This is a genomic window from Oceaniserpentilla sp. 4NH20-0058 (assembly GCF_040371755.1).
GTDB lineage: Bacteria > Pseudomonadota > Gammaproteobacteria > Pseudomonadales > Oceanobacteraceae > Bermanella.
The window spans coordinates 1-13,496 of sequence record NZ_BAABWE010000008.1 but is presented as its reverse complement, the minus strand read 5'-3'; the positions used below and the strand labels follow the sequence as shown (position 1 = coordinate 13,496).

General features: G+C 43.3%; 11 protein-coding genes and 1 tRNA gene. 5 read left to right on the top strand and 7 right to left on the bottom strand.

Features of this window, described 5'->3' with window-relative positions; translation table 11 throughout:
• The 5 genes from urtB to ABWV45_RS11065 all read right to left on the bottom strand — a co-directional run bounded on the left by urtB (position 1) and on the right by ABWV45_RS11065 (position 5,952).
• On the bottom strand, positions 1–1,686 hold the full coding sequence (gene urtB, locus ABWV45_RS11085; protein ID WP_353351617.1) for an urea ABC transporter permease subunit UrtB: 1,686 nt from the start codon (positions 1,684–1,686) through the stop codon (positions 1–3).
• A gap of 111 nt (positions 1,687–1,797) precedes the next feature.
• Positions 1,798–3,081 carry an urea ABC transporter substrate-binding protein gene (urtA, locus tag ABWV45_RS11080; protein ID WP_353351615.1) on the bottom strand — a complete coding sequence of 428 codons (1,284 nt, stop codon included), beginning with the start codon at positions 3,079–3,081 and terminating at the stop codon, positions 1,798–1,800.
• A 478-nt stretch (positions 3,082–3,559) separates the two neighbouring features.
• Positions 3,560–4,828 carry an ammonium transporter AmtB gene (locus ABWV45_RS11075; protein ID WP_353351614.1) on the bottom strand — a complete coding sequence of 423 codons (1,269 nt, stop codon included), beginning with the start codon at positions 4,826–4,828 and terminating at the stop codon, positions 3,560–3,562.
• Positions 4,829–4,913: 85 nt separating this feature from the next.
• The gene (gene glnK / locus ABWV45_RS11070) at positions 4,914–5,252 is read right to left on the bottom strand and encodes a P-II family nitrogen regulator (protein ID WP_353351612.1); all 339 of its coding nucleotides are present in this window, start codon (positions 5,250–5,252) and stop codon (positions 4,914–4,916) included.
• A gap of 61 nt (positions 5,253–5,313) precedes the next feature.
• On the bottom strand, positions 5,314–5,952 hold the full coding sequence (locus ABWV45_RS11065) for a TorF family putative porin (RefSeq protein ID WP_353351610.1): 639 nt from the start codon (positions 5,950–5,952) through the stop codon (positions 5,314–5,316).
• A 450-nt stretch (positions 5,953–6,402) separates the two neighbouring features.
• Between ABWV45_RS11065 and ABWV45_RS11060 the strand changes: the two genes are divergently transcribed.
• The 4 genes from ABWV45_RS11060 to ABWV45_RS11045 all read left to right on the top strand — a co-directional run bounded on the left by ABWV45_RS11060 (position 6,403) and on the right by ABWV45_RS11045 (position 11,186).
• Positions 6,403–6,642, top strand: a complete 240-nt coding sequence (locus ABWV45_RS11060) for an accessory factor UbiK family protein (protein WP_353351609.1) — start codon at positions 6,403–6,405, stop codon at positions 6,640–6,642.
• A 16-nt stretch (positions 6,643–6,658) separates the two neighbouring features.
• Complete coding sequence (locus ABWV45_RS11055) at positions 6,659–8,269, top strand: YifB family Mg chelatase-like AAA ATPase (protein ID WP_353351947.1); 1,611 nt, start codon at positions 6,659–6,661, stop codon at positions 8,267–8,269.
• Between the two features lie 98 nt (positions 8,270–8,367).
• Positions 8,368–10,383, top strand: a complete 2,016-nt coding sequence (gene rep / locus ABWV45_RS11050; protein WP_353351607.1) for a DNA helicase Rep — start codon at positions 8,368–8,370, stop codon at positions 10,381–10,383.
• Positions 10,384–10,511: 128 nt separating this feature from the next.
• Positions 10,512–11,186: a hypothetical protein gene (locus tag ABWV45_RS11045; RefSeq protein WP_353351605.1), complete on the top strand. Its 675-nt coding sequence runs from the start codon at positions 10,512–10,514 to the stop codon at positions 11,184–11,186.
• 20 nt (positions 11,187–11,206) lie between these two features.
• Here the strand turns inward: ABWV45_RS11045 and ABWV45_RS11040 are convergent, their stop codons facing one another.
• Together ABWV45_RS11040 and ABWV45_RS11035 are read right to left on the bottom strand one after the other, a co-directional pair.
• Positions 11,207–12,544 carry a hypothetical protein gene (locus tag ABWV45_RS11040; RefSeq protein WP_353351603.1) on the bottom strand — a complete coding sequence of 446 codons (1,338 nt, stop codon included), beginning with the start codon at positions 12,542–12,544 and terminating at the stop codon, positions 11,207–11,209.
• A gap of 121 nt (positions 12,545–12,665) precedes the next feature.
• The gene (locus ABWV45_RS11035; protein ID WP_353351601.1) at positions 12,666–13,067 is read right to left on the bottom strand and encodes a c-type cytochrome; all 402 of its coding nucleotides are present in this window, start codon (positions 13,065–13,067) and stop codon (positions 12,666–12,668) included.
• Between the two features lie 215 nt (positions 13,068–13,282).
• On the opposite strand from ABWV45_RS11035, the gene ABWV45_RS11030 reads away from it, so the two are divergent.
• Positions 13,283–13,359: transfer RNA gene (locus ABWV45_RS11030), tRNA-Arg, on the top strand.
• Positions 13,360–13,496 lie beyond the last annotated feature (137 nt).

Genomic DNA, 13,496 nt, shown 5'->3' with positions numbered 1-13,496 from the left:
TTAATCCTCCACCGAGCGGCCTTTTAAGGCGAATAAGCCACGAGGACGTTTTTGAATAAATAGTATAATGGCAACCAATACGATAATTTTTGCAAGCACAGCACCAGCCATTGGCTCGAAAATTTTATTAGCCACACCCAGCGACATTGCCCCCACTAAGGTTCCCCATAGGTTGCCCACGCCACCAAACACCACCACCATAAAGCTGTCGATAATGTATTGCTGACCAAGATTCGGCCCAACATTGGTTAACTGACTTAATGCCACCCCTGCAATACCTGCAATACCTGAACCTAAACCAAAGGTCAGTGCATCCACCCAACCGGTTTTAATACCCATGGAGCTGGCCATTGGGCGATTCATTGTCACCGCTCGCATTTGCAAACCAAATAGGGTTTTCTTTAGGACCACTGCGAGTGCAGCCAACACTAATAACGAGAAAATAATGATATACAAACGGTTAAAGGTCAGCTCTAAACCTGCATTAACCGTAAACGTACCGGCCATCCATTCTGGTGTTTGCACGTCTTGGTTTAACGGCCCAAAAATCGAGCGCACGGCTTGTTGTAAAATCAAACTGATACCAAAAGTGGCTAGCAAGGTTTCAAGTGGTCGGCCATATAAATGGCGAATCACGCTGCGCTCAATTAACACCCCCACTAAGCCAGACACTAAAAACGCAGCTGGCACCGCCACAACTAATGACATTCCAATGTTATCAGGCATTAACTGCTGAATAACAAACGTGGTGTACGCCCCTAGCATAATCATTTCGCCGTGGGCCATGTTAATCACACCCATCACACCAAAGGTAATGGCCAAACCAATAGCCGCTAATAACAATACGGCTCCTAGTGCCACACCAAAATAAACGTTTTCCAGTAGTCCGTTTAATCTAACCAGTTCATTTATTGCCTCTAAAGATTTTTCTGCCTCAGCAATCTCAGATTTATTATAAGTATTCCCTGCCTGCTTTGCGCGATTTAAAAAAGCATTTAACCCATTACGAGTTTCTACGTATAAAGATCCTTTTAAATACTTAATTGCATCAATGCGAGCCAAAGAATCATCGCTTTGCAGTAACACTAACGCCCGTGCGGTTGCTAATATTTCACCAACGTATTCGTCTTGTTCTTTTGTGATGGCTTTTTCTAATAAGGGAAGCGCAGAAATCTCTGCTGCTTTTAATAGCTCAAGAGCAGCCGCTTCGCGTTGCTTGACATCTGATGAGCTGATTTGTAATTCTGCAATCACGCCATTAATGGTTCGGCGTAGATTATTGTTAATGCCTACTTTTTTAAGTTTACGCTTTTTAAATTCACCTAATATTTCATTGGTAAATACAGAGTTAGCTTGATACCTACCATTTTCTAACTTTTTTTTGAAAACCACATCACCAGTTTTCTTTACATAAAATAAATCTGCACTTTGTAATGATTTAATAATCGACAGTGATTGATCATGCTGGCTATTTGCTAGGGATTCAATAAGATCTGATTTTTCATCATAATTAGCGTCAACAAGTTTACATACTAGCTGTTCAAACGTTAATTTTTTAGATGATTGTAAATCGTTGGATTGCTCGATTGATGCGAGATGGGATTGGCATTCGCCTGTACTAGCGTTTGCACTCATCACACTACCCAGTGCAATTGTGCACACAAGTAATGCTTTTAATAAATTCATGGGGCCACCTTAAACGTTTCTTGAGCACCCATTGTCAGCTAACACAAAATAAAAGATGACAAGGTTGTAAAACAGAAAACGCCCACTTATCAGTGGGCGCATTTATAATTATTATTCAGCAGCAACTTCAGAGCCGGCGCATACTTTAGTTGTAGTGTTGTAGTTACCACAACTTAGGCCTTTCCAGTCTGAGACTAGGTTAGCACTTTCAGGTAGGAAATCTGTCCATGCATCGCCTTTCACTTCGCCGTCGGTTTTCCATACGATATCGAACTGACCGTCTTCTTGGATTTCGCCAATTAATACAGGCTTAGATAGGTGATGATTGGTATTCATAACCGCAGTACCACCTGTTAAGTTCGCAACTTCTAAACCGTACATATTGCTACGTACTTTATCCACATCTACGCTACCGGCTTTTTCAACAGCGGCGGCCCACATTTTAAAGCCAATATAAGTGGCTTCCATTGGATCGTTAGTTACGCGTTCTTCGTTTTTAGTAAATGCATGCCATTTTTCAATGAACTCATCATTAGCTTCGCTTTCAGCACTCATGAAATAGTTCCAAGCAGCTAGGTGACCAACAAGCGGCTTAGTATCAAAACCAGATAGTTCTTCTTCACCTACTGAGAACGCAACCACTGGAATGTCTTCAGCACTCACACCTTGGTTAGCTAGCTCCTTATAAAAAGGTACGTTTGCATCACCATTAATGGTTGAAACTACCGCAGCTTTTTGACCTTTAGAGCCGAATTTTTTGATATCAGAAACAATTGTCTGCCAATCACTGTGACCAAATGGCGTGTAGTTGATCATGATGTCTTTTTCGGCAACACCTTTACCTTTTAGATAGCTTTCAAGAATTTTGTTGGTTGTACGTGGGTAAACATAGTCAGTACCAGCTAGCACCCAACGTTTAACACCTTGATCCATTAAATAATCAACCGCAGGAATTGCTTGTTGGTTTGGCGCCGCACCGGTATAGAAAACGTTTTTAGATGATTCTTCGCCTTCGTACTGCACAGGGTAGAAAAGCAAACCGTTCAACTCTTCAATAACAGGTAATACTGATTTACGTGATACCGAAGTCCAGCAACCAAAAATAACATCAACGTCTTCTTTTGAAATTAGCTCACGGGTTTTTTCAGCAAATAAAGGCCAGTTAGACGCAGGGTCAACGACAACTGCTTCTAGCTTTTTGCCTAATAGCCCGCCTTTTTTGTTTTGATCTTCAACCATCATTAAAACAGTGTCTTTTAATGTGGTTTCGGAAATCGCCATGGTGCCTGAAAGTGAATGCAATACACCCACTTTAATTGTATCGCTTGCTTGGGCAATACATGCTCCCAAAGATAGTGCTGCAACACCTGCAACTTTAGACAGTTTACGTAACATTTTTATTTTCCTATTAGATGTTATTGATTTGTCGAATTCATAATTGCAATGGCTATGCCAATCAAGTTTATCCTGTGTTTTAGCGGTTAAATCATTAGAGCATCAATGAAAATCGCACCATAAAAAACCAATACAATAAAACACGGCTTCATCAAAGGGCGAAAATGGGTATAAGGAAATAGAGCATTTGCAGTAGAAATTTCACCAAACGCACAGGGCTTGCGCAATTTAGTTGTTTTTTTCAGGTAATGTTCTAGTTTGAAGCGCCTAAAAACAAAAAGAAGGGTACACATGCATTCCTATGAGTCACTTCTAAAAAAACGCACATTTCTAGCAGGGCTTGCCATATCTACCGACATATCAATTTCTACTGGCAAGCCTTCGGAATTACCTCCTCTTAACTATTACTAAATACCACAGGCAATAAAAAACCCCAGAGCTTTCGCCACTGGGGTTTCAAGGTTAACTTAAACGTTAATTAACCATTGTTGGTAAACTCTGGGTACGCTTCCATACCACACTCGGCGAGGTCAGAGCCTTCGTACTCTTCTTCTTCAGTTACGCGTAGACCCATCACTGCTTTAATGATGCCCCATGCGATGAAGCTCGCTACAAATACCCAAACAAAGATCGTTAGGCCACCAGCGATTTGACCGCCGATAGTGGCGCCATCGTTTGTGAACGGTACAACAAGTAGACCAAAGATACCCACAACACCGTGAACAGAGATCGCGCCCACTGGATCGTCGATTTTTAGCTTGTCTAGAGTCAGGATAGAGAACACAACAATCAGACCACCGATAGCACCAATAATGGTAGCTTCAAATGGTGTAGGTGTTGAAGGTTCTGCAGTAATCGCAACTAAACCAGCAAGAGCACCGTTAAGGGCCATGGTTAGATCCGCTTTCTTGAACAAGATACGCGCTAGGATAAGAGCCGCAATTAAACCACCTGCCGCAGCAGCGTTGGTATTCGTGAATACAACCGCAACGGCGTTGGCGTTAGCGATATCGCCAAGCTTCAGTACAGAACCACCGTTAAAGCCGAACCAACCCATCCAAAGGATGAACATACCTAGCGTTGCTAGAGGTAGGTTAGCACCTGGGATTGCGTTAACTTGACCGTTAGCACCGTATTTACCTTTACGTGGGCCTAATAGTAGAACACCAGCAAGGGCAGCTGCTGCACCGGCCATGTGTACGATACCAGAACCAGCAAAGTCAGAGAATCCAAGGTCACCTAGAGAGTACATGCCAAATACAGACGCACCACCCCAAGTCCAAGCACCTTCCATTGGGTAGATAACACCCGTCATCACTACTGCGAAAGCAAGGAAAGCCCAAAGCTTCATACGCTCAGCAACCGCACCAGATACGATAGACATGGCCGTGGCTACGAATACTACTTGGAAGAAGAAGTCAGAAGCACCTGAGTAGATTGAACCGCCTTCGAAGCCGTCTTCACGAGCTGCGTAGTCAGCCAGTACCGCAGCTGTATCCACTTCAGTGATACCTGAAAGGAAGAATCCGCCGTCATACATGATGGCGTAACCACATACTAGGTACATGGTGCAAGAAATAGCGAATAGCGCTACGTTCTTAGTTAATATTTCGGTTGTGTTCTTTGAACGAACCAAACCCGCTTCTAGCATGGCGAAACCTGCCGCCATCCACATTACTAGTGCGCCACATACCAAGAAGTAAAAGGTATCCATGGCGTACTGAAGTTGAAACACATTGTTTTCCATAATGCCCCCGCATTAAGCTTCAATACGTTTTAGAAAAACGCTGAAAAAAATTTAAACTCTAAGCACTGTTCAATATTGATCAATATTAAACGGCGTCAGCACCTGTTTCACCGGTACGAATACGTACGATTTGTTCAAGTGGTGTTACGAAGATTTTGCCATCACCGATTTTGCCAGTGTTAGCGGCTTTAGAAACAGCTTCGATGACTTTGTCAGTTAGAGACTCGTCGATGGCGATTTCTAGTTTTACTTTAGGAAGAAAATCCACTACGTATTCTGCACCGCGGTACAGTTCAGTGTGACCTTTTTGGCGACCGAAGCCTTTCACTTCTGTCACGGTAATGCCTTGAACGCCAATTTCAGATAACGCTTCACGCACGTCGTCTAATTTAAATGGCTTGATAACGGCCGTAACCAATTTCATATCAAACTCCTTATGGGATTAAAAAAAGCAATCAGGCAAGCCTGATTGCTTTGAAAAAGAATTAGAATTCTTTTGATGCTGTTAGCGCGAATAGAATGTCATCTTCTACGTCAGCACCGGTGTAAGACAAAGTAGCTGAAACATCAAACATCTCTAAGCTTTTACCAACTGTTGCAGCCAAATCAATATCGTTATCACCTTCATCAGGAAGTGCAAGACCTGCATGCAAATCAAGACCTAGGTCTTCAGGTAGAGCCATAGAATAGCCACCCTCTAAATACATATTATTGTCATTCTCAATGTCGATAGATAATTTGGCAGAAACCGCATCTTTAGATACACCTGCATAAATTTCATTTGATGCGTTGCCAGCATCATCATAGTTATAAGCGATGAAACCAAAGTCTAAATCAAGACCATTTTTCTCTAATCCATAACCTGCGTATAGGTCATACTCAATATTATCATCACCACCGAAATCTACGTTTGAACCCCAAACACCTGCATATACACCAGATTTATCAGCATAATCAGCTCCACCCTGAATGGCGAAACCGTTATCAGTTTGGGTTTGGCCACGCCAGATATAATTAGTCGTAACGGCAGCATTAAATGCAACCTCTGCGTTTGCTACTTGTGCACCCATCACGCCTGCAGATAATAAAGAAGCCATTGCAACCGCTTTAGATAAAGTTTTCATAAGTTTTCCTTAAGAAATTTTGTTTTATTGTGAGTCATAGACTCTAATTTAGGGCCATAAATTTTGAAATTTGCTCATATTTAGCGCAAAAACCAACTACTCATGCACACTTTTAGCAAAGTTGAGGCCAAAACCTCCAAATACGCATTTTTATTGGGCTTCTGGTGAATATAACCAGAAAGTACAGATTCAAACCGCACTATATTGACGCAATAATACTTACAAAGATCATTAATGATGCAATCTAGTGCACAACAGCTTTGCTTGGCACCAGCTTGTATCATTGACATAAGTTATGCCGTATCCCAGATTAATATCAAGTAAAACTAATAGATAAATTCATAAAATATGGCTTCCCTGTGCATTCTGTATTAATTATCTTCCTATTCGGTAATACCCTAATCACATCAAAGGCTTATGATATGCTTATTGAAAAACAGGAGCAGCCCAATGAAAGCAGACATTCTTGAAAAAATTACGGCTCAAATCAGTGCACTTCTGCCTGAACAAGCAGGGCAAGACGTAAAAAACAACATTCAACAGGTATTGGCTCGCCAGTTGAATAAACTCGATGTAGTGAGTCGTGATGAGTTCGAGGCCCAGCAAGCCGTATTATTACGAACCCGAACCAAATTAGAGGCCCTAGAAAAAACAGTCAGCGAATTAGAAGCCAAACTTAATAACCACTAAGTATGTTTAGTGGTTCATTTTCATACTATGTTCTAATTCCCACCTAGATAAAGCCCTTTACACTAACCAGTATGCTTTTAACGCTCAATCACGCAAGGATGCTGTTATGTCGTTAGCGGTAGTGTACTCTCGGGCAAAAGTCGGTATAGAAGCACCGCTGGTGCATGTGGAGGCCCACCTTTCAAATGGATTACCAGCGTTCTCAATTGTCGGCCTGCCTGAGGCTGCAGTAAAAGAAAGCAAAGACCGCGTACGCAGCGCCATTTTAAACAGTGGCTTTGAGTTTCCGTCTAGCCGTATCACTCTCAATCTAGCTCCTGCGGATTTACCCAAAGAAGGTGGGCGTTTTGATTTAGCCATTGCCCTTGGCATTTTAGCCGCCAGCGAGCAAATTCCCGTTGAGCCATTAAAGCAGCACGAGTTTCTTGGTGAACTGGCCTTAACGGGGGCCATTCGGCCTGTATCAGGGATTATTCCTGCCGCGTTAAATGCAACCGATGCAAACCATACGCTTGTGTTGCCCGATGATAACGCACAGGAAGCGAGCCTTAGTCGTGGCTCTCACATGACAAGCAATCATTTACTAGAAGTCTGTGCCTACCTCAGTCAGAACCAACCACTTAAGCACTTAGATGTTCAACCCATGGTCATCGAGCAATACCATGGGCCAGACTTGGCTCAAGTTAAGGGCCAGCACCATGCTAAACGCGCATTAGAAATTTGCGCCGCTGGCAACCATAATTTGCTCATGAGTGGCCCTCCTGGTACTGGTAAGAGCATGCTTGCGCACTGCTTACCCGGCATATTGCCTGCGTTAAACGAGCAAGAGGCCCTTGAAGTGGCCTCCTTGTACAGTGTGTCTACTCAACCAAAACGGGCCTACTTTACAACGCGTCCATTTAGACAACCCCACCATACTTCTTCTGGGGTGGCGCTAGTGGGTGGTGGCACACACCCAAAACCAGGAGAGATTTCATTAGCCCATCATGGCGTGTTATTTTTAGATGAAATCCCTGAATTTAACCGCCACGTATTAGATGTATTACGTGAACCTTTAGAAACCGGACACATCAGCATTAGTCGCGCCGCCCAACAAGTGGATTATCCAGCGAGTTTCCAGCTTATTGCAGCCATGAATCCATGTCCTTGTGGTTATTTGAAGCAACCTAATAAACGCTGCGGAGATTGTTCAGAAGCCAAGGCCGTAAAATACCAGAGTGCAGTCTCTGGGCCCTTGCTAGATCGTATTGATATTCAAATAGAAGTGCCTGCACTGGCCAAGGGCTTACTTTCAAGTGGCGCGCAAGCAGAAAGCAGCACCTCCGTGAAAACCCGCGTTGAACAGGCACGCGCCTTACAGATGGATCGCCAAGGGTGCCCAAATGCTCAGCTTAGCCAACAACAAATGAGCTATGTGTGCAATTTAAGTCCGCAGCTTAGCCAAATGCTCGAAGACGCCTTAGATAAACTGGGGTTAAGCGCCAGAGCCTACCACCGCATCATTAAGGTGGCGCGCACAATTGCTGACTTAGCCCAAAGCCCCAGCATAGATAAAGCCCATTTATTAGAGGCTTTAAGCTATCGTCAAATGGAGCGAAGACTCGCCCCTGCCGTAAATTCAGTTTAAAGGTGCTAGGTTATAACCATTCGATTTAATGAAAAACCTAATCAAACGATAGGATTTTTGATAATCTTGCGCCCTCGCTCATCAGCCAAGAAGACTTTGTGAATCACTTAAACCCCCGTCAAAAAGAATCTGTATTACACATTGATGGCCCGCTATTAGTATTAGCTGGGGCTGGGTCGGGTAAAACCAGCGTAATTACCACAAAGATCGCCTACTTGATTGAACAATGCGGCGTACCCGCACGCAACATCACAGCACTGACCTTTACCAATAAAGCCGCCAAAGAGATGAAAGAGCGTGTGGCCAAATTGGTTCAAGGCAAAGCCGCCAGCGGGCTAACGGTTTCCACCTTCCATAACCTTGGTTTGAATATCATTCGTAAAGAGCACAAACACCTAGGTATTCGCCCAGGGTTTTCGATTTTTGATGATGGTGATACTAAATCGTTATTGAAAGACATCATGCATCGTGAACACGATGCAGATGGCGATATGGTAGACATGATCAAACAGCAGATAGGCGCCCTTAAGAACGACTTAATCGAGCCCGAGCAAGCGGTTCAAATGGCACAAACCCCACAAGAAATGCTAGTAGCCCAAACCTATGCCAGTTACGACCGCAGCTTGAAAGCCTACAACGCCGTAGACTTTGACGACCTCATTCGCATCCCCACCCTGTTATTCATGAACAACCAAGCGGTACGTGAAAAATGGCAAAGAAATACCCGCTATTTATTAGTAGATGAGTATCAAGACACCAACACCAGCCAGTACGAATTAGTCAAAGTGCTAGTGGGCCATCACGGTAAATTCACCGTGGTAGGGGATGACGACCAATCCATCTATGCATGGCGTGGTGCTAAACCTGAAAATTTGAGTTTACTAAAAACCGACTTTCCCAGTTTAAAAGTGGTGATGCTCGAGCAAAACTACCGTTCCACGGGTTTGATTTTACATGCCGCCAACCAAGTCATCGAAAACAACCCCCACGAATTTGTGAAAAAACTCTGGTCGGATAAAGGCTACGGTGACCCAATACGCATTGTAAAATGCAAAAGTGAAGACAACGAAGCCGAACGCATTGCCACCGAAATCATCGAGCATCGTTTACGCCATTCCGCCAAGTATCGTGACTACGCCATTTTATTCCGTGGCAACCATCAGTCACGCTTAATGGAAATGAAATTACAGCAATATCAGGTGCCGTATAAACTCAGCGGCAGCCAATCGTTTTTTGCCAAAAGCGAAGTAAAGGACATAATGAGTTATTTAAAACTCATCGTGAACCCAACAGACGACTCCGCCTTCTTACGCATTATTAATATCCCACGCAGACAAATTGGCCCTGCCACCTTAGAAAAACTCACCGAGTACGCAGGCAAGCGCCAGTTAAGTTTAATGAGCGCCTCCACAGAATTAGGGCTTGAGCAAGTTTTAAGCCCGCTAGCACTGGATAAACTACAACGCTTTGGCAATTGGATACAAAACACCACTAAGCGCTGCTTCACAGAAGACCCTGTACAATCAATCAAAGAAATGGTGCACGACTTAGATTACGAAGCATGGCTGCATCAAACCAGCAACACCCCAAACATGGCTGAAGCACGGATGAAAAACGTGTGGTTCTTAATTGATAACATTGAACGCATGCTGGATAAAGCCGAAGAAAATGGCGATGAAATGGACATTGAAGATGCTGTGGCCAAGCTCATATTACGAGACATGCTTGAGCAACAAGAGCAAGAAGACGAGCTTGATCAAGTACAGCTAATGACACTGCACGCCTCAAAAGGTTTGGAGTTTCCCTACGTTTGGATAATGGGCCTAGAAGAAGAGATCCTCCCCCACCGCAATAGCATAGAAGCTGACACCATAGATGAAGAGCGTCGCCTTATGTACGTGGGCATTACTCGCGCCAAACAAAACTTAACCCTTACCCTTACCGGTAAACGCAAAAGCTATGGCGAAAGTTTTGAGCCCACACCTAGTCGATTTTTAGACGAGTTACCAAAAGACGACATCCAAAAAGAAGGATTTGGTGAAGTCAGTCAAGAACAAAAACAAGCCCGCGGTGAATCTGCATTGGCTGGGCTTAAAAACCTAATGAATAACTAACCTAAAAGATAATAATACATACATGTGTTGGGTGCAGACTAGCTAAGCAACAATTGCGAATATTGGTTTTAGTTTGCATAATGAAGGGGAAGGTTAGCCTTCCTCTTTTGTCTCTCTAGGTTGCATTCATGCATTATATTTTATTCCTTGTTTTATCCTTATTTAGCTTAGTTACCCATTCTCAAAACAACGATACTTGGTTTCAATATCATAGTGATAAAGACACCTACACCATTGATGCTACTAATATTCAGCCTGCTGCCTTTTTTAAAAAGCTAAGCCTAAGTAGCGGCATTGAGATCCAATTTGATGCATCCATTGTTAAGCCTATCAGCTTCTATGGAAAACAGGTTCCTCAAGACGCTATTTTTCGTTTCTTAGAAAAAGAATTTTCCACCTTAACCAAATACAAAAAAAACAAACGGAATGAAGATGTTTTAACCTCATTAGCGGTATTGCCAAAAGGGCAATTTCAATCCAATAAGATGATTGTGGCAGTGGACCCAGTAACAGAAGCCGTTAATGACAAAAAAGGAACTATGAACAAGAAAGCGATACCTGCGTATGCCACTCGATTTCATCATTTGAAAGAAAAGGTCAAACACTCCACCGATAAAAGTGCAGAGAATCAAATAAACCATGAAGAACGTCGCGAGCAACGAATAGCAGAGAAAAGAGCTCGCAGAGAAGAACGCATGAAACAAAAACAACGTGAACTGCAAGCATTAAAAGAGAAAGACCCAGCGCTATATGAAATGCAAAAACAACGCTGGGGAGACTTTCAAAACAACTCACAGAAATAGGCAGGACCTATTCTTTAATGTCATTCGGGCTTGGCTTTTAAAATATCGTTAATGTACGAAGCACCGTGACTAGAAAAATCCCCTAACAAATCACTAACACTGCTTACCAGCTTGTTATACCCCTGCTGGCCTGCATGATCGTGTACGGTTTGCTCAATGGTCGGTAATGCACCTAACTCAGAATATTCCACATTAGGGTTTTGAACATAATCGAAGGGAAGGCTCTGCACCAAAACTTCATCTATCTGATCTGCTTTTTCATAGGATGTTTTAGCAAACACATCAATCATAGATTGCTCACTGTAATCCATGACAGGCTTATCAACCATTAAGGACTTAATCGTAACATGCTGATGGTTTTGTTCTGTATAGGCACGAGACATTACAGCGTTTTGAAAATCCTCTAACACCGTATGACGGTTACTCACCAACTGCACCGCCTCTTTTTGTGGGGCCTCAAACCCTAAAACACCTAAAATGCCTAACCAAATTGTACTTAAAGCACTATTCCCCGGTACCGGAGTAGCATGATACGGATTCGAAAAGTCTCCAATATAATGCAATCCCCAGCCCATAAAGCGATATCCCCAATAGTCATGGCCCCTTGCAAATGCCAGTTCCGCTAATCGTTTAAATTGATGCACTCGCATCTGAGGATAAGTCTCTTTTAGAAAACCTCCCAGCGCATACAAAATAGATGGCTCGTGATAGAAACCCATATGAAACGGCGCTTGAGTACCGTATTCCAAATTTGGATTACCAAAAGGTTGTTTACCGAAGCCGTACTCAAGGCCGTAATCCGTACCGCTATCAGTAAATAAACCGATATCATGGCCGTGATCCGGCTCATCGTTAGCACTTACTACCACATCAATCGGCGACACAAGCTGCCCCGCAGTAAGCGCTTGCATTGGCACACTATTCAAATGACCATGATCTTTAAATACACTGACCAGCGCTGGTGATAACTTTTCACCATGTTGTTGGGAGCCGGGCATACCTTGGATATACAAAGCAAAGCGCGTATTAGGATTCATACGAGTGGCTCGTGTGAAGCGCTGTATGACATCCTCTTTATTGCCGGTCACTTGAAAAGCAAGAGCCTGTGGACGGGGGTTATAGTGCCAAAGGTTCTGGGACATCCATACTTCGTCTTTTTCAAGTAAATCCGCAATAGCCTGTTCATTGCTCATTAAAAACGACACCAACGACTCCGCCTTCACAGGCTTGGTGTTTTTGAAATGAGGCATAGAAGAAACCAATTCATGGCTCACCAAGGTGTGATTAGTCCACGCCACGACCTGCCCACAAACCAGCATAAGAGACACAGACAGGATTCTACTGAGGGCTTTATTCATATTTTTATCCTTATTCTTCAGCATAAGCCTTTAATATTGCCCCTTTATACCACAGTCGCTGATAGGACATTTTTACAGGCACAAAAAAACCCGCCGCAGCGGGTTCATTAAGCAAGAATGATTACTTGCTCATGTACTTGATAACGTTACCGATTTCTTCATCAGAACAATCGCTACAAGTACCTTTAGCTGGCATTAAGTTAATACCATTAATCGCGTTAGCAAGAGTCTTATCAAAGCCTTTGGCTAGACGGTCTTTCCATACACCTTTATCACCAGATTTAGGTGCACCCATAGCGCCAGTACCATGACAAGCTGTACAGTAGGTATTAAATATATCTGAACTAGAGCGAGGGCCGCTTTTCGTAGCAGCCGCTTTACCTGCCGCAGCACATTCAGTACCCGCTACACAAACCGCACCTACAGGTGCAATACGCTCTTCAATGGTACTAGCAGAAGCAGTAGAAACAATAGCACTCAGTGCTAAAACCAACATAGAAGTCATCAACTTAGTCACGGTCATCCTCTCTCTTTAGGCGCCAATTAATAAAATTTGCTGGATTATACTCACAAATGCCCCAGTCTAAAAACCAATTGCTGAGATTTTGTAAAAAATCAACGAGTTGCATAGACTCAGATCATGTGAATTCGTATGATAGCGCCCCTCAGTACCCTCTAACTTTAGCTTGAACTACTGATATTGCACAAAATATACACAAGCTATATGAGATCTGTTAACCGCCCTTAGCTCAGCTGGATAGAGTGCGTCCCTCCGGAGGACGAGGCCAGAGGTTCGAATCCTCTAGGGCGGGCCATTTCAAAGTTATCATCCGTGCAACTATTCTCGAATAACCATCAATTTTGATTCAAGCAAAAACATCGCCCTAGATGTGATGAGAACCTCTCGTTCGACTTGGAATGTGTAGTGGTCAACTAACTTTAGACACAGGTT

Coding starts and splice junctions, on each gene's coding strand:
- urtB (WP_353351617.1), bottom strand. CDS start 1,686: ATGAATTTATTAAAAGCATTACTTGTGTGCACAATTGCACTGGGTAGT.
- urtA (WP_353351615.1), bottom strand. CDS start 3,081: ATGTTACGTAAACTGTCTAAAGTTGCAGGTGTTGCAGCACTATCTTTG.
- ABWV45_RS11075 (WP_353351614.1), bottom strand. CDS start 4,828: ATGGAAAACAATGTGTTTCAACTTCAGTACGCCATGGATACCTTTTAC.
- glnK (WP_353351612.1), bottom strand. CDS start 5,252: ATGAAATTGGTTACGGCCGTTATCAAGCCATTTAAATTAGACGACGTG.
- ABWV45_RS11065 (WP_353351610.1), bottom strand. CDS start 5,952: ATGAAAACTTTATCTAAAGCGGTTGCAATGGCTTCTTTATTATCTGCA.
- ABWV45_RS11060 (WP_353351609.1), top strand. CDS start 6,403: ATGAAAGCAGACATTCTTGAAAAAATTACGGCTCAAATCAGTGCACTT.
- ABWV45_RS11045 (WP_353351605.1), top strand. CDS start 10,512: ATGCATTATATTTTATTCCTTGTTTTATCCTTATTTAGCTTAGTTACC.
- ABWV45_RS11040 (WP_353351603.1), bottom strand. CDS start 12,544: ATGAATAAAGCCCTCAGTAGAATCCTGTCTGTGTCTCTTATGCTGGTT.
- ABWV45_RS11035 (WP_353351601.1), bottom strand. CDS start 13,067: ATGACCGTGACTAAGTTGATGACTTCTATGTTGGTTTTAGCACTGAGT.